At 72.9% G+C, this 24,542-nt stretch carries 14 protein-coding genes; 12 read left to right on the top strand and 2 right to left on the bottom strand.

All coding sequences use genetic code 11. The features are described 5' to 3' along the window. Positions 1-96: 96 nt before the first annotated feature. From AQI95_RS14950 to AQI95_RS14915, 8 genes are read left to right on the top strand one after another with little or no spacing between them, the layout of a single operon-like run. Positions 97-1,986 carry a hypothetical protein gene (locus tag AQI95_RS14950; RefSeq protein WP_244188745.1) on the top strand — a complete coding sequence of 630 codons (1,890 nt, stop codon included), beginning with the start codon at positions 97-99 and terminating at the stop codon, positions 1,984-1,986. 27 nt (positions 1,987-2,013) lie between these two features. Next, on the top strand, positions 2,014-3,162 hold the full coding sequence (locus tag AQI95_RS14945; protein WP_067122695.1) for a hypothetical protein: 1,149 nt from the start codon (positions 2,014-2,016) through the stop codon (positions 3,160-3,162). Beyond that, on the top strand, positions 3,159-5,762 hold the full coding sequence (locus AQI95_RS14940) for a hypothetical protein (RefSeq protein ID WP_159056523.1): 2,604 nt from the start codon (positions 3,159-3,161) through the stop codon (positions 5,760-5,762). The genes AQI95_RS14945 and AQI95_RS14940 overlap by 4 nt, the downstream gene beginning before the upstream one ends. Further along, positions 5,759-7,141, top strand: coding sequence for a hypothetical protein (locus tag AQI95_RS14935; protein ID WP_067122689.1), 1,383 nt, complete (start codon positions 5,759-5,761; stop codon positions 7,139-7,141). Before AQI95_RS14940 ends, AQI95_RS14935 begins: the two co-directional genes overlap by 4 nt. Further along, a complete protein-coding gene (locus AQI95_RS14930) occupies positions 7,138-8,709 on the top strand; it encodes a vWA domain-containing protein (RefSeq protein WP_067122687.1) in 1,572 nt (523 codons plus the stop codon). Before AQI95_RS14935 ends, AQI95_RS14930 begins: the two co-directional genes overlap by 4 nt. After that, entirely contained in the window at positions 8,706-9,398 is a 693-nt protein-coding gene (locus AQI95_RS14925; RefSeq protein ID WP_067122684.1) for a 4Fe-4S single cluster domain-containing protein, read from the top strand. The genes AQI95_RS14930 and AQI95_RS14925 overlap by 4 nt, the downstream gene beginning before the upstream one ends. Further along, complete coding sequence (locus AQI95_RS14920) at positions 9,388-10,761, top strand: hypothetical protein (RefSeq protein WP_067122681.1); 1,374 nt, start codon at positions 9,388-9,390, stop codon at positions 10,759-10,761. The genes AQI95_RS14925 and AQI95_RS14920 overlap by 11 nt, the downstream gene beginning before the upstream one ends. Beyond that, positions 10,758-13,325: an AAA family ATPase gene (locus AQI95_RS14915; RefSeq protein WP_067122678.1), complete on the top strand. Its 2,568-nt coding sequence runs from the start codon at positions 10,758-10,760 to the stop codon at positions 13,323-13,325. Before AQI95_RS14920 ends, AQI95_RS14915 begins: the two co-directional genes overlap by 4 nt. A gap of 8 nt (positions 13,326-13,333) precedes the next feature. Here the strand turns inward: AQI95_RS14915 and AQI95_RS14910 are convergent, their stop codons facing one another. After that, positions 13,334-14,299 carry a coiled-coil domain-containing protein gene (locus AQI95_RS14910; protein ID WP_067122675.1) on the bottom strand — a complete coding sequence of 322 codons (966 nt, stop codon included), beginning with the start codon at positions 14,297-14,299 and terminating at the stop codon, positions 13,334-13,336. A gap of 187 nt (positions 14,300-14,486) precedes the next feature. Here AQI95_RS14910 and AQI95_RS14905 point away from each other — a divergent pair, with 187 nt between their 5' ends. The 3 genes from AQI95_RS14905 to AQI95_RS14895 all read left to right on the top strand — a co-directional run bounded on the left by AQI95_RS14905 (position 14,487) and on the right by AQI95_RS14895 (position 19,919). Further along, on the top strand, positions 14,487-14,816 hold the full coding sequence (locus AQI95_RS14905; RefSeq protein ID WP_067122672.1) for a CU044_2847 family protein: 330 nt from the start codon (positions 14,487-14,489) through the stop codon (positions 14,814-14,816). Between the two features lie 4 nt (positions 14,817-14,820). Further along, positions 14,821-19,176 carry a tetratricopeptide repeat protein gene (locus AQI95_RS14900; protein ID WP_067122669.1) on the top strand — a complete coding sequence of 1,452 codons (4,356 nt, stop codon included), beginning with the start codon at positions 14,821-14,823 and terminating at the stop codon, positions 19,174-19,176. Positions 19,177-19,343: 167 nt separating this feature from the next. Beyond that, on the top strand, positions 19,344-19,919 hold the full coding sequence (locus tag AQI95_RS14895) for a sigma-70 family RNA polymerase sigma factor (protein WP_067122666.1): 576 nt from the start codon (positions 19,344-19,346) through the stop codon (positions 19,917-19,919). 78 nt (positions 19,920-19,997) lie between these two features. On the opposite strand, the gene AQI95_RS14890 is transcribed toward AQI95_RS14895, so the two are convergent. Beyond that, a complete protein-coding gene (locus AQI95_RS14890) occupies positions 19,998-22,976 on the bottom strand; it encodes an ATP-binding protein (RefSeq protein ID WP_244188744.1) in 2,979 nt (992 codons plus the stop codon). Between the two features lie 537 nt (positions 22,977-23,513). Here AQI95_RS14890 and AQI95_RS14885 point away from each other — a divergent pair. Continuing rightward, entirely contained in the window at positions 23,514-24,455 is a 942-nt protein-coding gene (locus AQI95_RS14885; RefSeq protein WP_067122660.1) for a catalase family peroxidase, read from the top strand. The last annotated feature ends 87 nt before the right edge of the window (positions 24,456-24,542 follow it).

Genomic DNA, 24,542 nt, shown 5'->3' with positions numbered 1-24,542 from the left:
TCACCGGGGCCGTTCCGGCCAAGTTTCGAAGGTCGACCGACTCTGCGATCGGAGAGGTAAGGGTCATTGATCGGGGGAATGGATCGCGCGTGTCCGGTGTGCGGAACTCCTGACGGGGACGAGCCTCACTGCCCGGGCTGCGGCTGGCTGATGTGGGACGACCCGGTCCTCGGGGAACCGACCGACACCGACCGGGAGTCCGCGGCAGCCCTGCTGCAGGCCGCCGAACGCGCCTGGGACCTGCGGGCGGCGGCGCTGACGGGTGCGGGTGCCGGCGGCGAGGGGCAGACGGCGTCGGTGCTGCGCGGCGGCCCCGCGGGGGCCGGCGAACTCGATCCGGCGACACCGCCCGCTCCGCCTCCGGGCCCGGCGGCACACGACTCCACGCGGTGGGAGCAGACCCTCGCGGACCTGGTCGACGGCCGCATCGACTCGCTGCTGTTCATCGAGTTCGCCTCCGAGGGCGTCAGCCTGGTCAAGGCCGTCGTGGACCGGAGCGGGATACCGCGGCAGAGCGACGCCGGCAGCACGCGGTGGAGTCGTGTCGCGCCGCTGCTCGATCCCCGCGAGGACATACGCCGGTTCCAACTCGCGGGCGGAATCGGCGACGTGCCGGTGGTCGGCCGTGCGGAGTTCGACACCGCGGTGACCCGGTGGCTGCGCGGACACGTTCCGCCCTCCTGCGCCCACACGATCGTGCTCGTCGACCGCCGCGCGGGCTGGCTCCTGCTGGACCGGGCCGCGGCGCTGCTGCGGACCATGTACACCCCGCGGGCCGAGCTGGTGCCCCGGCGGGCAACGTTCGCCCCGGGCCCGCGCACGGCATGCAGGCCGGACACGGAGGAAGCGGTGCGCGGCGCCCTGCGCACCGCGCCGCTGCACGTCGACCACACGCTGCTGCTCGCCCGCGTCGACCGGGTGACCGGCGCCGTGCACCCGCACCCCCACGTACTCTTCCCGGCCGGATCCCGGCTCCGGCACGGCGAGACCGCCACGACGGAGATCACCGTCCACGGCTGGCCGAGCGACTGCGCAGTGGAGCTGCCCGTGCTGGACGGCGCAACCACGGGCGGCGCCGAACCGGTGGTGCTGTCCGCGCCCCGGACCACGCTCGCGGCCTTCGCACCGGCACGGCTGTCCTTCGTCCTGCGCGGCCCCGGGCGGGTGGAGCTGCTCCAGGCGGGGCACGAACCGCCGAACGACCCGGCCGAGGACGGCACGTCGAGAAAGCACCGGCAGATCCCCGCCCTGTTCGAGGGCCCCCTCTCGCGCATCGTCCGTCCGCCCGCCCTCGACGTCTTCTTCACCGTCGAGATGAGCGGTGCCGAACCGGAGGAGACCGCCGAGCGGCTGGCGTTCGTCCGGGACGTCATCGCCGCGCTGGCTCGCCGGTACGGCGCCGGCGACGGGCTGCGCGTCGGCGTCGTGGGTCACTACGACCACGTCGTCCGCGAGGCCCCCTACACCCCCCTGACCCGTCTGCGGCGGACCGTCCCGGCAGGCCCCGCACAGAGCGCCCTGGCGAGCCTGGCCGACTGGCGGCCCGCCCGGCGCGAGCAGGACACCGTCTCCTCGCTGGAGGACGCCCTCAAGGAGGTCCGTTCGGTCATCGGCCGCAAGGGCGGCCCCCGCCACCGCCAGGCCGAACGCGCCCTCCTGATCGTCGCCCGCCGCCCGCCGGCACCGCCCGAACAGCGCGACGTGGTGCCGGCCTGCCCGCTCGGCGCCGACTGGCGGACCGAGCTCGAAGCGCTGCGAGCCCGGGGCGTGCGGGTACGGACCCGGCCGGAGCGGAACCAGCCGTACTCCGGCAAGGAGGCGGGCACCGCACAGCGTTACGCCGCCGACGCGTGGGACACGCTCTCCGCCGCCGGTTCCTTCCGCCAGGACGTCGACACAGCGGCCGACGTGGCCGAGGCCCTGGCTCCCGAGTGGCGGTGGGACGGTCCGCCCTGCCGTTACGCCCTGGCAGCTCCTTTGCTCTGAACCACCGTCAGTACGAGGAGAAACGTCATGTCCGATCCGTACTACGACCCCAACGAGTACCCGCAGCGCCCCAGCGAGCCGCCGCGGCTGAACCCGGTGCCCGACCTCCCGCCGAAGAGGCCGCCGGGGGAGGGCGGCTCCGCGCCCTGGCCGTCGGCGCCCGCGTCCGGCGAAATGGACGGAAACCTCATGCCGACGCGGGTGCCCCTGCCCCCGAACGGCGCACCGGCCACCCCGTCGGACCGGGTCCGGATCGGGCTGTGGGGCGCGCCGCACTCCGGCAAGACGACCTATCTGGCAGCCGTGCCCATAGCCGCGATGCAGCAGGCCAGATACGGCCACGCCGGCTGGGCGGTCAGCGGGATGAACGCGGAGTCCAACGAGTTCCTCGCCTCCGGTGTGACCCAGCTGGAGAGCGACCGCGTCTTCCCGGACGCCACCGTGGGCCTGCGGCCCCTGTCCTGGTCCTTCCAGGGGGCGGAGCAGCCGTTCGGGCGGTTCCGCAGGCAGCGCGAGGTCGGCTTCGTGCTGGAGGTCCAGGACGTGGCGGGCGAGGTGTACGGCCGGGACGAGGAACACGCCCTGCGGCCCAGGATCCTCGACCAACTGGCCCGGTCCCAGGGGCTGGTCTACCTCTTCGACCCCCTGCTCGACGGCAAGCCCGCCACCCGGAGCCTCGACTACTTCTACTCGATGCTCAACGAACTCAACACCCGGGTGCGGGACGCGGGCACACTCCATCGCAACCGTCTGCCGCACCATGTCGCCGTCTGCGTCACCAAGTTCGACCACCCCGAGGTGTTCCGCCCGGCGGTGGAGGCCGGCTGGGTGACACAGGACTCCGTGGGAGCCCAGCTGCCCCGGGTGCCCGCCGAGCACGCCGCCCGCTACTTCCGGTGGATGTGCGACGAGTTCCGGGGCTCCTCGGCCCGGCTCGTGCGGGACGGCCTGGCCTCGTTCTTCCACCCGGAGCGCATCTCGTACTACGTCTCCTCGGCGATCGGCTTCCGCCTCAATCCGCAGCACGTCTTCGACTACCGCAACTACCACAACGTGGAGTACGTCGACGGTGTCGCCCGGATCTGCACCTCGCCCGTGCCCGTCAACGTCCTGGAGCCGCTGACCGATCTGGAGCGCCGGATCCGCTCGGCCTCGCGCCGCCGGCGGCCGTGGTGAACGAGGCCCCGGGCCCCGACGGGCTGACCGCGCAGTGGGCGGTCCTGGGCAAGCACCCGGGCCGCAGCATGGGCTACGAGGTGCTGGACGGCAGCCTGCCGGGAAACCGCGCCCAGCGCTATCTGTGGGGCGCCACCACCGGAACCCCGGACGCCCATGACCCTGCGGGCGGTCTGCCCTGGCGGGTGTTCCTCAGCGGCGCGGACGGGGAGACCCGTTCGGTGTGCGCGGTCGTGGACACCAGCTGGGACGGGGCCAAGGACGGTACCGGCAGGCCCAGTTACACCTGGCTGCTGCTGCTCTTCGAGTGGCAGGCGGCCAGCCGCGCGGGGGTGACCTGGACGGCGCTGGACCGGGCCGTCTCCCGGGCCGGTTCCGCGCCCGCCCGGTTCGACGCGCCCCTCGCGCCGCCGCGCACGACGGTCGCCGAACTGTCCTACACAGTCGATGAGTTGGGCTTCGAGTGGGCCGCCGGAATGGCCGCCCTGCTGCTGGACGGCCGGCAGTTGGTGATCACTGCGCCGCGCGGCGGCGCGCTGCCCGGCCTCGACGAGCGGGTGCGGACGCTGGACGCCGTCTGCTCGCTGCTGCCGTACGGATGCCGGTCCTGGCTGAGCGGCGCCACCTGGACCGGCAAGGCCGAACACGATCTGCGGCTGGTCTTCGCCGCCTCTGCCCGGACCGGGCAGCAGGAGGCGCCGCTGGGCACCGGCCGTCCGCCGGCCCCGCGGGGCGAGGCCGCCGCCCGCTACCTCACCGAACTGCTGAGGCTGAGGGCGAAGCTGGGCTCCACCGCCGATCTGGTGGCACACCTGCTGGCGGCCACCACCGCCCTCCCGCCGAGCGACGCCGCCGAGGCGGTGCGCGTGCTGCAGGAGCTGGACCTGCTGGACTCGGTGCTGAACGACATCCGACAGGGGCGCGCCCGGCCGGGCGACGTACAGCGGCTGCTGGAACTGCACGCGGTGGAATCGCTGGACGACCGGCAGCTCGGGACCCTGGTGGTCTTCCTGGCCGAGTACGCCCGGCGCCCCGACGGCGGGACGGCACAGGCCCTGCTGACGCGGCACTGGACGCGGCGGGTCCCGGAACTGCTCGCCGCCCACGTCGTGGCCGATCCTGCCTCGAAGCGGACACTCACGCTGGCCAAGGAGTACCTGACCCTGCTGCGCGGACTGGAGGAGGCGCACCCCGGTTCGTTCGACCGGCTGTTCACGGCCCTTGCCGCCACGCCGGGGTACGACCCGGCCTGGATCGGCTCCCTCGCCTACATGGTCGAGAAGGAGTTCGGGTACGACTGCGAGACGGTGGACCGCGTTCTGATCGACTCCCGGGATGCCGGACTCGTCTGGCTGACGCTGCTGCTGCAAGCCCGCCCCCGTGACCTGCGGCCACTGTCCCGCATGGTTTCCCTCGCCGCGGAGGCCGGTGTCGACCACAGGCCCGGCTGGCTGCGCTTCGCCGGGCTGCTCACCGGTGCGTTCGATCCGGCCGAGGTCGCCGCGACCGACGCCGCCGAGTTCACGGCCGGGCAGCCGGACGCGTGGCGGATCGCCCTGGAGACGGCGCGGGACCACGGCCGGCCGGAGGTGATCGGTCCGATGTGGGCCGTCCTGAGCCAGCTGGTGCGAGGCGGCAGGCACAACGAGGTGCTGCACATGCTGGACACCCTGGCGCCTCCCGGGGCACAGGAGGTGCCACCGCAGACGGCCGCCGACGCTGACCTGCTGCGGGCGGCGGCCCCGCCCGACGGGGCCGGTCCGGGGCTCACCCGGACCGTGCCACGGCTGCGGCTGCTCGATGCCGACGACCCCGGCCTCGACACCTACGTCGCCACGGTCGTCCTGCGCACCGAGAGCGAACCCGAGCTGAAGGACCGGGTCGTCGAGGCGCTGCTCGGCGACGAGCCGGACCCCGACGGGGCCTCCTGGAGGGTGCTCTGCCTCTGGATGCGACAGCACCCCAGCATCGACCTGACGGTGCGGGCCGGCCTGGCCCGGCGGCTCAACTCGGCGGCCCACTCCGGCTGGCTCGACCTCGACCTGCCCGAGGACCTCGTGGACGGGCTGGTGCTCCGCAACGGGCTGGAGTGGCTGCGCCCGGTACGGCGACTGCGGCTGGCCGTCGCCGACCGGGCCCCGATCGACGAGATCGCCCGGATCGTGGCCGAGGCATGCCCCCACCGCGTCTTCTCCCGCCGGCTGATGGACGAGATCGCCCACTACGGGTCCTGGTTCGCCTTCAGGCTGACGACCGAGCTGGACAGACAGGCGCCCGGACTCGGAGTCGCGCTGTACGGGGCCCTCGGCAGCGATCGGCAGTACCAGAACGTACGCGCCGGACTGGTGCGCCTGAGCATCGAGCAGCTGAACCGCCACCGCAGGCTCCTCGCCGCACTGGGCGCCGCCGAACCCTCCCCCCACCCCTTCGCCGGGCCGCCGGTGCACACGCAGCGGCCGGCCGCGCCCGCGCCCTCGCCGGCACCGCCGGACCAACCCGGCACCTGGCGCCCCGATGCCCTCCCCACGGCCGCCGATCACGCGCCGAAGGGCAAGCGCCGCAGGCCCCGCCTCCCGGGCTGGAAGCGGAGGGACCCGTGACCGGCATCGGGATCGACATCGGCACCCGGTACGCCCGTATCGCCCGCATCGGTGATCGAGGAGTCCCGGAGCTGGCGGAGTTGCCGGGGGCGGTCCCCGGTGAGGGACTGCCCGTACCGGACGCCGCGGGAACCGGTCGCGAGGACGCGTTGCGTGCGGTGTACCGCGCGTACCGCGGACGGTACGGCACTCCCGACGACGTGGTGGCGGTCGTCGGGCAGCGCGGCCGCCTGGAGCAGGCGAGGCTCGTGACCGCCGCCCTGACCGAGTCGCACGGCGACGGCCGCGCGCCGCGCGTACGCGCTCTGAGCACTCCTCAGGCGGTGCTGGCGCTGCTGCGGGCCGCGGGGACGGCGACACGGGGGCGGTACGTGGTGTGCGACCTCGGTGCGGCGGCGGCCGAGGCGTCGGTGTGCGTGGTGACGGCCGGGGCGGTCGCCGTGGCGGCAACCGCGCGGCACGCCCCGGCGGACGGATACGGCGCCGCTCTGGACGCGGCTCTCCTGGCGGAGGCCGGCCTGGCCGCGGACGAGGAGGGACGGAGGGCGCTCGCCGCCGCGCGGGCCGAGGAGGGCGCCGCGCAGCGCCTGGACCTCGCTCTCGAACGGGCCGAAGACCGCCCCGAGCGCTGGGACGCCACCGCCGTCCACCGCGTGGCGGGACGCGACATCACCGCGGGCACGGTCCGCTCGGCCCTGCGGCGGCTGACGGCCGGCCTGGACCTGGCACTGTCCGAGGCACTGGGCGACGGCTCTTCCGGCGGTGCAGCACCCCCTGGGGGCGGCCACGGCGACGACCCCGACGGCGCTCTGGTGGCCGTCGGCGGCACCGCTCGGTTCGCGCCGCTGGCGCGCCATCCGGCCGCCGCCGGATGGCGCCTGGCTCCGCTGCCCGGCGGCACCGATCCCTCGCTCGCCGCGGTCTTCGGGGCCGCACTCGTCGCCGCGGGCCGGATCGACCCGGCGGACCGCTATCCGTACGCCGTGTGCGTCGGCGCCCAGCGGACGGTCGCGGGACGGCTGAAGGACCAGGAGCTGGTCATCAGTGAGGCCGGACACCTGGAGCCCGGCGGCGACACGGTCTACGCGCAGCGGGCCGGGCAACGGCTGCGGGTCGCCGTCGGGCCCGCGGGAGCAGCCGTCGGGCGTCCGGTGCAGGTGCGGGTGCGCGATCCGGAGCGGGGCGTGAGCGCCCCGGTCCGCACGCTGGCACTGCCGGTGGGCACCGAGGACGACCGCTTCCATGTGGGCGTACGCCTTGCCGTGGACGGGACGGCCCGGCTGGTGCTGCACCCGCTCGACCCGGGAGCGCCGGCCGAGTTCCCGCTCGGCAGCCTGCCGTCCGATCTCAGGACCGATCCCAAGGGAGGGCCTTCGTGAAGCACATCAGCCCGTCGCGGCCGCTCCGGTTCGGCCGGAGGTGCGCCGCCGTACTCGCCGTCGCGCTGCTGGCGGCCACGCCGGTCGCGGGGGCACACGCGGCACCCGAAGCCGGCACGGGGGCTCCGAGCCGTGCCGAGATCTACCAGGAACTCGGGCTGGACCAGGAGCCCGCGGACTACGTGATCCTCGTGGACACCTCCGGCTCGATGGCGCAGGGCGGCCGCTACAGCACCGTCCGCTCCACACTGCGCCCGTTCCTGGACGGCCTCACGTCCAGGGACCATGTCGCGCTGTTCACCTTCGACTCCCGGCCCGAGGCCCGGTACATCGGCGCGGCCGGCGACACCAGGAAGATCGTCTCGGCGCTGCCGTCCAAGCCCAACGCCTCGGGCGAGACCGACATCGGTGCCGCGCTGAACGCCGCGCTGAACGAGCTGGGCCGTGACGACGCCTCCTCGGTGGCCTCGATCGTGCTGCTCACCGACGGTCGGCACCACCCGCCCCGCGGCTCCCGCTACCCCACCGCCGGCGGAGCCCCCTGGGACGCGTTGCGCAAGCGCGCAGAGGGGATCGCACAACGCACCGACCTCGCCGGATACGCCCTGCCGTTGGGCAGCGGAGCGACCGGCGCACAGCTGCTCGGCGACGTCGTGCAGAACACCTCCGTGCTGCAACCGCGGGGCATCCAGGGGCTGGGCTCCTACCTCGCTCGGGCGGGCGACGGCGCCCGTGCCCGCAAGGCCGGGCTGCTGCTGGCGCAGGACGCCGGCAAAGGGGTGAGCGCCACCTGGCAGGGCGGCGGCGCGGCCGACGTCACCGACGGCCGGGCGACCGCGAGGCTCACCCTGCGGTCCACGACCCGCCATCTGCCGCTGACCGTCGACGGACTGCGGGCGAGCCTCGTCGATCCGTCGCTCGACGTCCTTGGGCTGCCGGGCGAGGTGACCCTGCAGCCGGGCGCGTCCCGAACCTTCGAGGTCGGGCTGCGCGGACGGCTGACGGCCGGCGGCCTGCCGTACCGGCGGACCGAGCACCGCGAGGCGACGCTGCACCTGGCGGGCCGGGTCGGCTCGTCGTGGGAGCGGCCGCTGGCCGGGGACGTCAAGCTGGACATACCGCGTGCGATACGTGTCGGGCAGCAGGCGGTGCCGCTGCGAGCCACGCTGGGGTCGGTGGTCCTGCTGCCCGCGCTGGTGACCACCCTCGTACTGCTGGGGCTGGGCGCCTGGCTGTGGTGGCGCCGGATCAACCGGCCGCCGCTGCACGGCGAGTTGCTGCTGGCACCGGCCATCGGTGAACACGATCCGGTCCGGGTCAGGCTGGACGGCCGCCGGATGGCACTGCAGCCGTCGCCGCCGGTGAGCGGGCGCGGGCGGGTGCAGGGCAGACTCCGGTCCACCGGGCGCGGACCGCAGACCGACCTGCGGATCCGGTACACACCCGACGGCTCCGCCGGGGAGAGCCGGGCCACGTGCCGGCCCGGCGGCAGAGTCGTGGTCGGCGGGGTGTCCTTCACCTATGTGGCGGAACCGGCCCCCGCACCGGCCGACGGGCTGCCGCGATGACCGGCACCGCCCTGAACGTGGCCGCCACGAGAGTCGGCACCGAGGCCCTCGGGCCCGGCGTGCGGTCCGCGCTGTGGGTCCAGGGCTGCCCCTTTCGCTGCGCCGGGTGCATGTCCGCCGACTGGATCCCCTTCCGGCCCGCCCGCCTGGCCCAACCAGCGGAACTGGCCGAGGAGTTGCTCGCGGACCCCCGGGTGGAGGGACTGACCTTCTCGGGAGGCGAGCCGATGGCGCAGGCGGCCGGGCTGGCCGAAGTCGCCCGGCTGGCCCGGGAGACACGGGACGTGTCCGTGATCTGCTTCACCGGCTACCGGCTGGAGCGGCTGCGGACCCGGCCTCCCTTCCCCGGCGTTCCCGAACTCCTGGGCGGGATCGACGTGTTGATCGACGGGCTGTACGTGACCGGGCTCGACGACGGGCGCGGACTGCGCGGCAGCTCCAACCAGCGGGTCCATCACCTCACCCGACGGCACGCGGACGGCGGCTACGACTTCGCGGGCCGTCCGCGAACCGCCGAGATCGCCGTCACGGGCCCGGAGGCACTGCTCATCGGGGTGCCCCCGAAGGGGCTGCTCGACGCCTTCGACAGCGCGGTCGACACGGTCCGCGCCCGTGCGTCCGCACCCGTCAGCCACACCAGTCAGGCCGTACGCACGGCCCCCGCAGAACAGGAACGCGATGAGCGGTAGGAAGCGCATCCAGGTCGACGAGTCCGAGTGGTACCGCATCCAGCGCCAGGCCCGGGATCTGAGGAAGGTCCAACGGGAGGTCCCGAACCTGATCGACGCCGTGCGCCGGCAGACGAGGGCCGACCTCGACCGGACCTTCACCCGGGTGGAGCGCAGGCAGCAACAGCACGACGAGCTGATCGGCCGACTCAGCGATCAGACACGCGAGTTGGAGCAGGACACCGCGCGGCGGCTGCAGCAGCAGGCGACCGAGCTGCGCGGGGAACTGGCGGCCGGCGCCGGGCAGCTCAGGGAGGAGACCCGGCAGCGGCTGGCCGAGCAGCAGGAGCGCACTCGCCAGGCGATCGCGGCCGAACGTGCCGAGCGCCGCGCCGAGACGAGCCGCGTGTCCGCGCGGATCGACGCCATCGACAAGGACCGGGCACAAGCCGGGCAGCTGGTGCGGTCCTGGCTGTCCGACGCCCGTGCGATGACGGCGGCGATCGCCGAGGCCGCGCTGCACGAGCGGTACGCGCCCGGCGAACTGGACCGGCTGACGGACCGGCTGGCGACGGCGGAGCAGAACGCCGCACAGGGCAGGTTCGACGCGGCGCTCGCGCTGGCGCAGGAGACGTACCACTCGCTGAGCGAGCTGCGCACGGAGACCGAGCAGCGGGAACTGGAGCGCTGCACGGCCCAGATGGCGGCGATCGACGCCCTGGTCACCGTGGAGGAGGAGATCGAGGGCAACCTGATCCAGCCGGTGCTCGGACCCGACGGGGAACCGGTGGACGGCTACACGGTGGACGTCGGCTTCTGGTCGCAGGGCGAGCTGGACCGGCTGCGGGAGGAGACCGCGGACGGGCTGGCCCGCGCCCGCGACGACCGCACGGGAACCGGCGAACTCAACCTGCTGCGGGAGCAGGAGGCGCCCCGGCTGGAAGGCGCGCTCGGCAACACCGTGGGGCGGGCCTGTCTGCGGCATCTGGCTTCGCAGACCCGGGTGAGCCTGGCGGACGCCGTGGTCCAGGCCCTCGGCCGGACCGCCTTCTACGAGTTCGTCGACGGCGAGTACCAGGACGCGGACCCGCGAGGCACCTACTACGCCAAGCTCGTCCACGAGAACGGCAACCAGATCGTGCTCGACATCTCGCAGGCCGAGCCGGACTCCGGCCGGCACGTGGTCCGGGTGCTGTCGTACGACCACGACATCACCGCCGAGGCACAGCTCCAGGAGCGGGCCGCGGCGATCGGCGAGTCCCTGAAGGACGAGGGGTACCCGGTGTCCGGGGCGGCGTCGGAGCCAGGGGCGCCGGACCGGAAGCTGCTCGACATCCAGAGCCACCGGGACAATCCGGCGCATGCCGTGGAGGGCGGCGCGTGAGCGAGCGGCCCCCCTCCGCTCCCGGGCCGGTGGTGGAACGGTTCGACGGAGCCGTCCTGCGCAGCGGCGAGCCGTTCACCATCCTCTACGGCCCGGGAGTGAGGGACGTCTTCGTCGACACCGCCTACCAGGTGTGCACGCTGGAACAGGTGCTGTGGCGGCTGCTGCGCGTCCACGGCTACGAGCGGATCGTGTTCGGTTCGACCGACCGTCCGGTGTACTTCAGGGACGACGGCTCACGCGAGCTGAGCCGCGGCCGGGCCCTCGGGCACAAGAAGGCACCGGCGGCGGGTCCCCGCACCATGCGCACCCCGGGGATGAGCGGACCGATGGGCAATCTCCTGGTGACCCCAGGAAGCTCGCCCGCCGAGGAACGCGGCCCCGCGGGACCGCCGCCACCGGCGTCGGGGGTGAGCGACCCCCACGCGGTGATGACGCTGACCGGCTATCTCCAGCGGGCCGAGCCCCGGACGGCCGTCGTGATCCCCCACGCCGAGAACTATCTGCGCTACAACCAGGCGCCGAGGGCTTTGGCCGGTGCGATGGCCAACTGGGCCAGGCACCACGGCAACGGCAATCTGTGGGTGCTGGTCTTCGAACGAGGCACCCTGGACGACGTGGCGCGGTACGTGGAGAGCTGCCACGCCTACCCCCTCCTGGAGACGTTCGTACGCGCGCAGGCCGAGCAGCGCGGACGGTCCGGTACCGCGAGGATCGACTTTCCGCAGGCGGCCGAGACGGAGCGGCTCATCCATGCCGTGCGGCTCCGCTCGGGGCTGCGGCTCGGCGACTGGCGGGAACTGGACACCATCGTCAAGGCGATGGCGACGAACCCCCGCACGGCACGCGCCTGGAAGGCGATGCTGGAAGAGCTGGCCAGGGCGTCGGACACCGCGCTGACGGTGGCCGCGATACGCGGCGAGGGCGCGGACGTCCCCCCGGCGGACCTCCGCAGCCCCTGGGAACGGCTCGCGGCCATGCCCGGTCTCGACGCGGTCCGGGAGCATTTCGAGCAACTGCGGGCCGAGGTCGAGACAGTGGGCGCGCTACAGGCCGAGGGCCGCGCCACGGCAGCCGAACCGCCGTCCCTGCACCTGGTGTTCAGCGGCAACCCGGGCACCGGCAAGACCACGGTGGCACGGCTCGTCGGCGAACTCTTCCGCGATCTCGGGCTGCTGTCACGGGGCCATGTCGTCGAGGCGAAGATATCCGACATGGTGGCCGGCTACGTCGGCCAGACGCCGGGGCTGGCCAACGCGACGGTCGACCGGGCGCTGAACGGCGTGCTGTTCATCGACGAAGCCTACACACTGAACGACCAACGCGACGGATTCGGCAAAGCGGCCATCGAGACGCTGCTCGCACGGATGGAGAACGACCGCCGCCGACTGGTCGTGATCCTCGCCGGATACCCGGACGAGATGACGGAACTCCTGGAGTCCAACGTCGGTCTGCGGAGCCGGACTTCCGTTCTCCGTTTCCCCGACTATCCGCCGGACACCCTGCACGCCATCGCGCTCGGCCGGCTGACCGAGCGGGGCGCGACGCCCTCACCCGAGGCCGGGGCCCGCTTGCGGGAGATCGTCTTCGGGATGCACCGCACGCGCGACAAGTCCTTCGGCAACGCCCGCGACATGCGCATCCTCGCCGACAGCGTCTTCCAGCAGTGGTCCGGCCGGGTGCGCGCCCAGGTGAACGAACCGGTCACCCCCGAGGACATCCCCGACGGCTACCGCAACCACCTGCCGCAGCCCCCGCCCGACCCCGCGGAACTGCTGGCCGAACTCGACCGGTACGTGGGACTCGGGCCGGTCCGCACGGCGCTGACCGAACTGACCAACCGGCTGCGGCTGCGGCAGGCGCGGGGCCAGGGCGGCTTCGCCCCTCCGCATCTGCTGTTCGCCGGGCCCCCGGGGACCGGCAAGACCACGGTGGCCCGGCTGATCGGGAAGATGTTCCGCACCATGGGCCTGCTGCACAGAGGGCATGTGGTGGAAGCCGGACGGGCCACCCTGGTCGGCCAGTACCAGGGACAGACGGCACCACGGGTGCGCAAGGCCTTCGAGGACGCGATGGACGGCGTGCTGTTCATCGACGAGGCCTACAGCCTCATCAGCGATGCCCGGCACGGCGGATACGGGCAGGAGGCCATCGACACCCTGGTCCAGGAGATGGAGAACCGGCGAGGCCGCCTGGTCGTGATCGTCGCCGGCTACCCCGGGGAGATGGACGCCTTCCTCGCCACCAACCCGGGTCTGCCCTCCCGCTTCACCACCCACGTCCCCTTCGACCACTACAGCCCGGAGGATCTGGTCGAGATCCTCGACCGCATGGCGGCCGAGGAGAACCGCACGTTGGGCGAGGGGGTGCAGGAACGGGCCATGGCCTGGCTCGAAGCGACCCGGCGGGCCCGCCCCGCCGAGTTCGGCAACGCCCGCACGGTCCGCGGACTGCTGGAACTCATGGAGGCGCGGATGGGCGAGCGTTACGTCCGTCAGGGCGCCGGGAGCGCGCCGCCCTCGGAGTACCTGCCCGAGGACGTCCCCGCCCCGGGCGCCGGCTGACCGTCATGTCACCGCGCCCAGGGAACCACGGACCGCCCCTCGTGGTCCCGCGCTTCGCGTTCGGCGATCACCTGGTGGAGGCACTCGTCGGCGGCGCGCAGGCGGCGTTCCATGTCGGCGGCGGCGGCCTCCACCTCGGCGAGCGAGAGGTGCTGGCGCGGGGTGGCGGTGCCGGCGGCGGCGCCCCGGGGCTCGCCGAGGGCCCGGGCCAGGTCCCGGTCGGCCGCCGCGTACCTCCGCAGCGAGGCGAGCCTCGCACCGTAGGTCTCCTGGATCTGCGCCAATCGTGTCTGACACGCGGCGAGTTGACCGATCCCTTGCCCGTACTTGTCCTCCGCGTCGGCCAGTTCGCCCTGTGCGGCAGCGGCCCGGTCGAGGAGCTGACGGGTCTGCGGGGCCAGGACGGCGAGCTGGTCCTCGGACAGGCGCACCAGGGCGTCACTGCTGGTGCGCAGCGCCTCCTCCACCCCGGTGTCCCGGCCGCGCAGGGCGGCCAGCCGGTCCGTGATGACCTCCTGCTGCTCCTGGAGGGCGTCCAGGGCGAGCACCAGCCGCTCCCGGCGGCGCAGTTCGTCGACCTGGCGGCGCAGTGTCTCGTGTTCGGCGAGCCGGTTGGCGAGCGCCTCTTCGGCGGCGCGCAGTCCGGCCAGGTCGGCGCGTGCCGCCGCGACCTGTTCGGTCAGCTCGGTGTGCCGGCGCATCCGGTCCTCGACGTCGCCGGCGACCCGGTCCCCGGGCGCCGCGGCGGCGAGCAGACCGGGCAGCCGCGCGTCGAGCGTGCGGCCCTCCTCCAGGGCCTCGTCCAGGGCGAACAGGGCACCGAGCGCGTGCGAGCCGCCCGCGCTGTCGTCCACCTGCTCCAGCACCTCGGCGGCCCAGCCGAAAGCGAGGCGGAGCACCCGGAGCGCGCTCTCGGCCTCCGGCCGGCCGGTGTCCGCCACGGTGGCGGCGATCTCGCGTCGGGGATCGTTCACGACGGTCTCCGTCCTCTCCGGATGGGCCGGCTCGGCGAAGCCGACGCGGAGGCGCTCCGCCGGAACATCATCGCATCCCCGAATCCACCCCGATCCGCTGTCGCGGCCGTCGCCGTGGCCTCTACGATCGAACGGCCGCTCCGCCGTCCCAACGATCGCTCAACCACCTTGTCCCCAGGGAGATTTCATGACCGAGGTAGTGTCCTTCGCGGGACCGGACGGCAGTTGTCTGAACGTCGAGGTCGCCGATGAGGCGTCCGGGCTGGAGCGGATCTCCCGGGACCCGGACGGGACGGCGCGGGCCGGTCGGCACCTGATGGACGCTCTCGCACAGGCCCGGCCCGCGATCACCTCGGTGATCGACTCGGTGCGGGAGCTGGGGCCGGACGGGTACGAGATCGAGTTCGGGCTGAAGTTCAACGCCGAGACCGGTGTGGTGATCGCCAAGACGACGGTCGAGGGTCACTTCGTGGTCAAGGTCAACTGGACCCGGCCCGCCCCGGACCCGGCGGCCTGAAGCCGTGTCGGTCCACTGGGAGCGTCCGCCCTGGCTGGTCAGCGTCCGCAGGACCGAGCACGCCGACCCGGTGGGCGTCGGCCTGCTGGTGACCCCGCGGCACGTGCTGACCTGCGCCCACCTCGTGCAGCCCGGCCGCGCGACGGCCGTACCGGACAAGCCCGTCTTCGTACGGTTCCAGTACGCCTCCCCGCACGATCCGATCCCCGCCACGGTGGTGCCGGACGGCTGGCACCCGGTCACCGGAGACGACACGGGCGATGTCGCCGTGCTCGAACTCGGCGCGCCGCTGCCGCCGGAGGCCGTACCCGCCCCGCTGCGGACCACCGACCCCGGAACCTGGGACCACCGATTCCGCGCGTACGGCTACCCCACGGAGCACCGGCGGCAGGGCGTCCCGGTGCGCGGCGACATCATCGGGCACGCGGGCCCCGAGTGGCTCCAGGTCGAGGCTGCCGCGCACACCGGATGGGGTCTGGAGAAGGGGTTCTCGGGTTCCCCCGTCTGGGACGTCGACAGCCAGGGCGTCATCGGCATGCTGGTCGCCCGCGACCCGGTGTCCTCGGTGGACCGGCGCACGGCCTACGCGGTCAAGGTCGAGGCGCTCGTCCGGTACTGGCCACAGCTCGCCGGACACGTCAAGGACGCCACGACGACCGAGGTGCGCCACCGGCTGGAGAGCCTGCTGTGGGTGCCGCTGACCGAGGACTGCGAGATCCCCCGGGTCGACCAGGTGGACCCCCACGACATCGGCGTGGCCGGCTCCAAGTACAGCGGCTCGCCTGCCGCCGGCCGTGCGCACCGCGCGGCGGCCGGCGCCCCGTACGTGCCCCGCAGTCCGCAGGACGGGCGGCTCGACGAACTCCTGGTGAGCCGGCGGCTCGTCCTGCTCGCCGGACGCTCCAAGGCGGGCAAGTCCCGCACCCTGTACGAGGGGCTGGTCCGTACGATGCCGCACGCCCGGCTGGTCGTGCCGCGCCCGGACGGCCCCGGCCGTGGCAGCCTGGAGGCCCTCAGCCGCCTGCGTCTGCCCACCGGATCGGACCCGGTGGTGCTCTGGCTGGACGACCTGCACCGCTATCTGCAGCCGGGAGGGCTCGATCTGCAGATCCTGGACCGGCTGGCCCGACGGCACCCCGCCGTCACCGTCGTGGCGACCATCCCGGCCAAGCAGCGGGCCGCGCTCACCGGCATGGACAACGACATCGGCCGTGTCGCCCGGACGGTGCTGAACAAGGCCGCCACGGTCGAACTGCCTTCCCTGCTCGCACCGGGCGACGTCACGGCCGCCCAGGAGCTGTACCCCGGGGAGGACTTCACCACCCGCGGCATCGGCGAACTCATGGTCGCCGCACCCGCCCTGGAGCAGCGCTTCACCGACGGCGTCGAAAGCTGCCCCGCCGGGTGGGTGCTGGCCAGGGCCGCCGCCGACCGGCTGCGCATCGGACTCACCGAACCCGTTCCGGAGAGCGTGCTGCGGGAGCTGTTCGCCTCGTATCTGAGCGCGCATCATCCGGAGGCCGACGCCGACGAGGACGCGTACCGCACGGGTCTGGCCTGGGCCCGCGAGCCGGTGGCGGGCAGTATCGCCCTGCTCCAGCGGGTCCGGGCGCCGGACGGCACCACGGGGTACGCCGGGACGCCGTACATGGCGGAGTACCTGGACACCCGCGACGACGACCCGTCGGCCGCGGTGCCCGGCTTCGCCTGGGAGTACCTCATGGGTCACGGCACCCCCTCCGCGCTCCTGCCCACCGCGTACACCGCGCTGGTCCGGGGCGAATCGGAGGTGGCCGAGCGGATGCTGCGGCGGGTCGCGGACGGGTCGGGGGACCCGGACGGTTCGGCGTGGGCCCTGCTGGTGCTCGGTGAGCTGCACCACGACCGGGCGGAGTTCGACGCCGCGGCCGAGCTGCTGGAGCGGGCCGCCGCCTCCGCCGTGGACGGCGTGGTTCCGCTGGCGCAGGTGGCGCTGGCGGACATCCTCGTGATGAACGGCGACCTGGTCCGCTCCCGGCGGTTGCTGGAGAGCGTCGTGGGATCCCCGGACCCCCAGATCTCCCAGCTGGCCCAGGTCGGCCTGTCGGTCCTGCTCTACGCGGAAGGCGAGGACGAGCGGGCCGAGCGCCTGCTGGAGGCGGCCGTCGCCGCCGGGGACGAGGAGGTGGCGCGCAAGGCGCACGTGCGGTTGGTCAACGCGCTGACCGGGTCCGACGGCGAGGCGGCGGGCGTGAGTACGGCACCGGCGACCGCCGACCGGGCCAGGGCCCGGGTGGGCGTGGGCACCGGGCGCGGCCGTCCGGCCGAGCCGGCCGAGCAGCCCTGGGCGCTGTCCCGGGCGATGGGCGAGTCGATGGCGGACGAGGTCGCCGCGGTGGCCCGGGTCAGCCTCGGAGACCTGCTGACCCGGCAGGGCAAGCTGGACCGCGCCGAGGAGGTGCTGCGGTCCCTGCTGGCCGGTTCGGAGGTCCATGCCGTGCGGCCGGCTCAGACGAGTCTGGCCGAACTGCTCCTCGTGCGCGGGCAGTTCGACGAGGCGGAGCAGATCCTGCGCGAGCTGATCGGCTACGGGAATCCGGCACTGGTGCCGTACGCCAAGATCCTGCTGGCCATCGCGGTGCGCGCGCGTGGCGGACTGGAGCAGGGCATGGTCCTGCTCCGCGAGGCGGCCGATTCGGGCCATCCCCACTACGGTCCCCGGGCGGCCTGCGGACTGGGCGAGTGGTACGCCGGTCAGGGCGACACCCCGGCGGCCGAGGAGTGGTTCGGCCGGGCGATCGGCGGCGGGCACCCCGGCTGGTCGGGACTGGCCCGCATCGAGTTCGCCGTGGTGCTCGCGCTCCAGGAGGGCGACATGGACCGGGCGACCGGGCTGCTGGCCGCCGTCATCGACTCCGGGGATCCCCGCATGGTCGCGTACGCCGCCGACGTCCTCGGGAACCTTCTCGTGCGGCACGAACGCACCGACGAGGCGGAGCGCGCGTACCGCGTCGCCGTCGACTCGGGACACCGGCACTGGGCCCCGGCCGCCCGGGTGGACCTCGCCGTGCTGCTCGCCACCCGCAACGGCGACACGGCGACCGCAACCGACCTGCTCCATACCGTCATCGAGTCCGGACACCCCCATCTGCGACCACGTGCCGCAGACTGCCTCGGCGACCTGCTGGCCCGCGGCGGCCGCTTCGACGAGGCGGAGCGCGCCTACCGCATCGCCATCGACTCCGCACACCCTCAGTGGTCGCTGATCGCCCGGATGGACCTCGCCCTGCTGCTCGCCGCCGCCGGGGACTTCGCGGGGGCCGAGCGCCTGCTGAGGGAGGTGGCCGGTTCGGGGGACGGCACGGCCGAGCCATGGGCGCGCGCCGTGCTCGGCGTCGTCCTCGTCCATGCCGGGCAACGGGAGGAGGGAAAAGGGCAGTTGCGGGCGGCGTCCGAGGCGGAGGCCGGTGCCGCATCGCAGTTCGGGCGTTTCCAGCTGGCCAAGTGCCTGCTGGAGGAAGGTGCGTCCGAGCAGGCCGAGAGCCTGCTGCGCACGCTGACCGAGGGTGAGCCCTCACAGGTCACCGAGGTGGCCCGCGCCTATCTCGCCGTGCTGTTGCTGCACGGCGACCCGGAAGCCGCGATGGAACTGCTCGGCCGGGCGAGCGGCTCGGACGACGAAGCGGCCGCCGCGCCCGCCTGTCTGGCCGCCGGGGAGCTGCTGCTGGAGCTGGGCGAGGTGCGGGCGGCGGGTGAACTCCTCCAAGCAGTCGTCGAGGTGACCGAACTGCACGAACTGCCCCGGGCCCGCGCCCTGCTCGGCGTCGTCCGGCGGTCCGTCAACGACCTGGACGGCGCCCGCCGGTTGCTGACCGAGGCCCTGGCCGCAGGCGATCCGGCGGTCGAACCGCTGGCCCGGCGCTATCTCGGCAGCACCCTCTTCCGCATGGGGCTGCCGGCCGAGGCGGAGCAGGCCCTGTCGCCGCTGGTGTGTTCCCAGGACGCCGAGCACTGGCCGGAGGCACTGCTGCTGCTCGGCAGGGTGCTGGCCTCGGACGACCGGCCCGAGGAGGCGTACCCGTGGCTGCGGCAGGCCATCGAGTGCGGTGACGGCGAGATCGCGGCCGAGGCCCGCGAGGTCTACGCGGAGCTGCTGCTGAGCGACGGCCGACGGGAGCGGCAGGCGGAGGAACCGTCCCGCGGTGCGCCCCCGGCGCCCCCGCCCCGCCGCAGTCCGCATGCGGCTCCCTCCGCCTCCCCGCCGCCACCACTTCCGGCGGCCGTGCTCAGCCTCCTGGGCGACGTCGCGGACGCCGAGGGCAAGGAGGAGGAGGCCGCCTTCTGGTACGCGCTCGCCCGCCGCACCGGAGGGATCCGGTAGAGGCACCTTCGTGCGGTTCGTCCCGGGTCGCCGTGACAAGCGGTCGGAAAGCGCCGGGAAAGCGGCGGGAAAGCGGCCGGAAAGCCGTCCCCTGAAGGCTTGGCCCGTTGGGCTTTCAACGAGTTGGCGCGCCGTCCGTTCGGGATCGGCGCGTAGGGGACGCGGGCATGGAACACAGCACGGACGGCCGGGGCACGGACCAGAAGCGACCGGGCCGCGGTGCCCGGGACGGGGCACGCGGCGAGGCGTTCGCGCGTGCCCTCTACGACAAGCACGGGGCGTTCATGCTGAGGGTGGCGACGGGGCTGCTCAGCGGTGACACCCATCAGGCCCAGGACGTGATGCAGGAGACCGTCCTGCGGGCCTGGCGGCACGCCGGCATCCTCGACGCGGACGCCGAGGGGGTCCGGCCCTGGCTCGCCACCGTCCTGCGCAACCTCGTCATCGACGGCCACCGCGCCCGCCAGGCCCGCCCCCTGGAGACCGACGACACCGCCCTCGGCGATCTGCCCGGCCCGGAGCACGTCGAGCGCGCCCTCAGCAAGAAGATCGTCCGCGAGGCGCTGGCAGACCTGTCGCTCCAGCACCGCGAGATCCTCGTCCACGCCCACTTCCTCGACCGGTCCGTGGAGCAGACCTCCAAGCTCCTCGGAATACCGCGCGGCACCGTCAAGTCCCGCACCTACCTGGCACTCAAAGCCCTGCGGACCGCATTGGCCGAGCGCGGCTGCATCCGCCTCTGAGCGGCACCCGCCCCGGAAGCCCTCCGGGCCGTGGACGCCGGCCTGTTCCTGCGTCCTTCCTCGTGCTGTCCGGTTCCCTCACCAGAAGGCGGCCAGCACGGACGGCGAGCCCGACAGGCGCTCGTGGAGGGGATATCGCCGCGTCGGCACGGCGTGTCGCCGCTCCGTGATGTCGGCCAGAAGAGAGCCGACCGCGTTCCGGGTGAGAGGCTCCATGAGCAGATCGGCCAGGCGTCCGACCTCGACAAGGATTCCGTGCAGGTCCGCCCCCTCGACCCGCTCCGTGTGAGACGGCGCCACACAGGCCGTGAGGGCAAGACCTGCCACCGCCTTGCGGTTGCGAGGAGAGGTCGGTGACGACCAGACCTCCCGGAAGACGGTTTCGGCCTCGCCGAAACGCGACTGCCCGGCCAGGACCACGCCCCGCAGGTTGGCGACGGCAGCCCTGAGGTCGTACGAGATGAGCTCGGAGGCGACCTGCTCCACCTGGGACAGCCGCCTGTCCGCCGAGTCGAGGAGCCCCTCTGCCACATCCAGGAAGGCGAGCCGCAACGCCCGGTAGGCCCACCGGGAACGAGCGTCCATCGACCGGAAGACGGTGCTCGCCTCGCTCCACAGCTCCCGGGCCGCCTCCCTCCGGCCGACGCTCTCCTCGGCGTCGCCCAAGGCCGTGAGGCAGACCGACAGGGTGACGGGGTCGTCGATGGCCTTGGACACCTCGATCCCGGTCAGTGCGTGCTCCCGTGCGGCGTCCGCATCTCCCGCATGCAGGCAGTAGGTCGACCAGGCGTAGTGCAGGGCGACCCGGTCCCAGCCGAACTCCGTGCCGGCGATCCCCGCGTCCGCCGCCGCGAATCGCGCCTCCCAGCCCTCCTCGGCGGCAAGCCGCGCGTGCAGCGCCTCCCAGACGGGACCTACGACGGCCAGATCCGGATTCCGCGCACTCCGCCACGTTTCCCTGTAGCGCTCCTCGTACTTCAGCGCCATGTCATGCCGGCCGCAGACGTGGTTCAGCCAGGCCAGCCAGACGAAGACGTAGCACAGCGCCCACTCCTCCTCCGGCGCCGGCCGCCGGTGACCGGCAGGCGTCCGCGCGCCGGTGTCGTAGGCGTCCAGGGTGCGGGTCAGCCTGTCGATGCCCTCTTCTTCACGGCCGAGGATGTACCAGAAGTATCCGAGAGTCGATTCGAGACGAAGCGCGTCGGTGACCCGCGCGGTGCGCGTCATGAGGTCGCAGGCGACTCTGAGATTGGCGGATTCCTCGGCGACACGGCGGGACCAGAAGGCCTGCTCCGGCGACGGCATGCCCTTGTGGCCCTGTCTGACGAACCCCAGCGACCAGGCGATGAAGCGGTCCTGGGCCGACGCCAGATCTCCCTCTGCCTCAAGCTTCGCCAGCGCGTACTCGCGTACCGTCTCCAGCATCTGGAAACGGGTCCCGCCGGCGGTGCGCACAGTGAAGATCAGTGACTTGTCGACCAGTTGACCCAGGACGAGAAGAAGGCCGGCGGTGTCCTCCGACCCGGATTCCGAGTGTGGCAGTACGGCCTTCTCCGCGTCCTCGACGGAGCACCCGGCCACCCGGAGGGCGAGTTCGCCCAGTACCCGTTGCTCGGCGGTGCTGAGGAGGGCGTAGCTCCAGTCGAGAACCGCACGCAGCGTCCGATGCCGCCGCGGTGCGGTGCGTTCTCCCTTGACCAGCAGGGCGAATCGATCGTTCAGCCGCCGATCGATCTCCGAGACGGACAGCAGTCTCACGTGCGCAGCGGCGAGCTCGACGGCCAGCGGCAGTCCGTCCAGTCGCCGGCACAGGCCGATGACCTCGTGGTCTTTCGCCGCTTCCTGGTCGAACGACGGGTTGATCAACGAGGCTCTGAGTGCGAAGAGTTGTGCGGCCTCCTCCGGGGCCATCGGTTCCACCGGGAAGAGCATTTCACCGGACGTGCTCAGCGGTTCTCTGCTGGTGGCCACGATGGTGGCCGACGGACAGGTGTCCAGCAGCTTCTTGACGAGAAGCGCGGTTTCGTCAAGGACGTGTTCGCAGTTGTCGAAGGCCAGGATCGCCGTGCGTTCCTTGAGGAAGGAGACGATCCGCTCAAGAGGGTCCAGCGGATTCTGGTCCGCGGTGACCGAGCTTTCGAACAGGCCGAGTGCGGCGGTGAGAGCCGACAGCACTCCGTCGTCTCCGACGGTCACGAGGTCGATCCACCAGACGCCCTCACCCCCGCTGCCCGGTTGCGACAAGGCCTCCAGCATGAGCCGGGTCTTGCCCACACCTCCTGGCCCGACGGCCGTGACAAGGCGCCGACGGCCGATTTCTTCCCGAAGGCCCCGCAGCATGCCGGCGCGTCCCACGAACGCGCCAGGAGGAACTGCCAGGTTTCCTTCCGCCGCCGGGTGGTGGGACGTCGTCCGGCGCGATGCCGGGTGAGGTGAACGAGGCCCGGGGGTCAGCGGGTTGCCGGACACGCCGCCGGGTCCCGTCAGGGCCGGATCGTGCGTAAGGATCGCCGCCTGCAGCGCCTCCAGCTCGGGAGACGGGGCGAGTCCGAGCTCGGCGTCCAGGAGATTCCTTGCGTGGCGGAAGACTTCGAGCGCCTCGGCCTGCCGTCCGCAGCGATACAGCGCCAGCATCAGCTGAGCGCGCGGCCTTTCCCGGAAGGGGTGCGCGGCGACCAGACGCGACAGCTCCGCGACGAGTTCCTCAGCCTTTCCCCGCTCCATTCCGGCGGTGATGGCGTCCTCGTGGGCGGTGAGCCGGAGTTCCTCCAGCCGGGCACGCTCCGCGTCGAAGAAGATGCCGGTCATGCCCTCGAGAGCGGGGCCCCGCCACAGTGCCAGCGCGTCCCGCAGCAGCTCTTCCGCCTCCGTGCAATTCCCATGCCCGAGATTCTTCCGGCCCTGGTGAATGCGATGCTCGAATTCGGTGACATCGATACGGTCGTGTTCCGACAGGATCAATCGGTAGCCGCCCGCCTGCATGACCAGCCGCCGTTCCTCGCCTCGGGCGGCGAAGGAAGTGCGCAGTTTTGTCATCTGCACCTGCAGAGCGTTCACGGGGTTCCTTGCCGCCCGCTCGCTCCACAGTTCGTCGACGAGAGTATCGCTCTGCACCGAACGCCCGTCGGCCAGGATCAGCCTCGCGATGACAGCCCGCCCCAGAGGACCCGAGAAGTCAATCAAGGACCCGTCGGACGCGACCACTTCAAGGTGCCCGAGCAATCGAAAATGCATATGACTTTTTAGCATGAATGGACAGTCGGGTCCAACAGGTCGGAAAGGTCCTGAATTACCGGGGCAATTCTGATCGCGGCCGCTTCGGCCCGTGTTCGGTCATGTGCCGACAGGCGCGGAACCCGCGATCCGCAACCGGTGTGCCCGGCCCACGGGACGCACGAGCCGCCGGGCAGCGGACGCGAATCGCCCCCGGAGACGAGTGAACCGGGACCTGAAGCGGCCCGTACCCCGCAATGTGGCGGGTCCGGCGAGCGGCTCGTCCGAGGGCCGTACATGCCAGGCGCCGCGGAGAGCATCCGCAGGATTCGGCTCACCCCGGCCAAGGCCCCGTACCCGTTTCGTCTTTGGAGGAATGACATGGTGAGCAGTTCCGCGGATCAGACCCTGGCCGTCCAGGTGGTCGACAGCATGGAACGGATGAGCGGGAGGCACCCGGGATGCCGCCGGTCCAGTGCGCGGGGGGCCGTCTTCCGGGCCACCTTCACTCCCACCGGGGCCGCGGCGGCGCTGACCACGGCCGCACACCTGCAGACGCGGCCGGTCACGGCCACCGTACGGTTCTCGAACTCCGAGGGAGACCCCCACACCCCCGACACCGCGCCGGTCACCCGCGGCATGGCCACCCGTTTCCACCTTCAGGACGGCAGTGACACCGACCTCGTCGCCCTCAGTGTCCCCCGATTCGTCGCCTCCACGCCCCGGGAGTTTCTTGAGCTGACCGAGGCCCTGCGCCCCGACCCCGGCACCCGTCGGCCCGAGCCGGCCCGGGTGCACGCGTTCGTCCATGCCCACCCTCACCTGGCCGAAGCCGTCGCACAGCAGCCGCCCGTACCGGCCAGCTACGCCTGCACCGCCTACTGGGCCGTCCATGCCTTCATCTGGGTCGACGCGGCCGGCGCCGGGCAACCCGTGCGGTACCGCTGGGAACCGGAGGCCGGACGTACCGACCTGACCGCCGCTCAGGCGGCCACCCGCACCGCCCACTACCTGACCGACGAACTCCATCAGCGCCTGGAGCGCGCACCGGTGGCGTTCGACCTGCGGATTCAGCTCGCCGGACCCGACGACCCCACCCACGATCCCAGCACCGTCTGGCCCGACCACCGAGAGGAGATCACCGCCGGGCGCCTGGAGATCACCGCACCTGCCGACGGCCAGGATCTCCGGGACACGCAGGCTTTCGACCCCACCCGCGTCACCTCCGGCATCCAGATCTCCGACGACCCCGTCCTCGCCTTCCGCGCCCACGCCTACGCCGAATCCCACCTGCGGCGCAGTCACGAGCGACAGAGCCGATAGAGCCGATGGAGCCGACGGAGCGATCACCGATCGCGCTTGAGCGCCGCCGGCCGGTGCCCCGGTCGCGCGCAGTCCGGAAAGAACCCC

This window comes from Streptomyces yokosukanensis, assembly GCF_001514035.1.
GTDB classification, from domain to species: domain Bacteria; phylum Actinomycetota; class Actinomycetes; order Streptomycetales; family Streptomycetaceae; genus Streptomyces; species Streptomyces yokosukanensis.
This window is presented reverse-complemented; position numbering and strand designations above follow the sequence as displayed.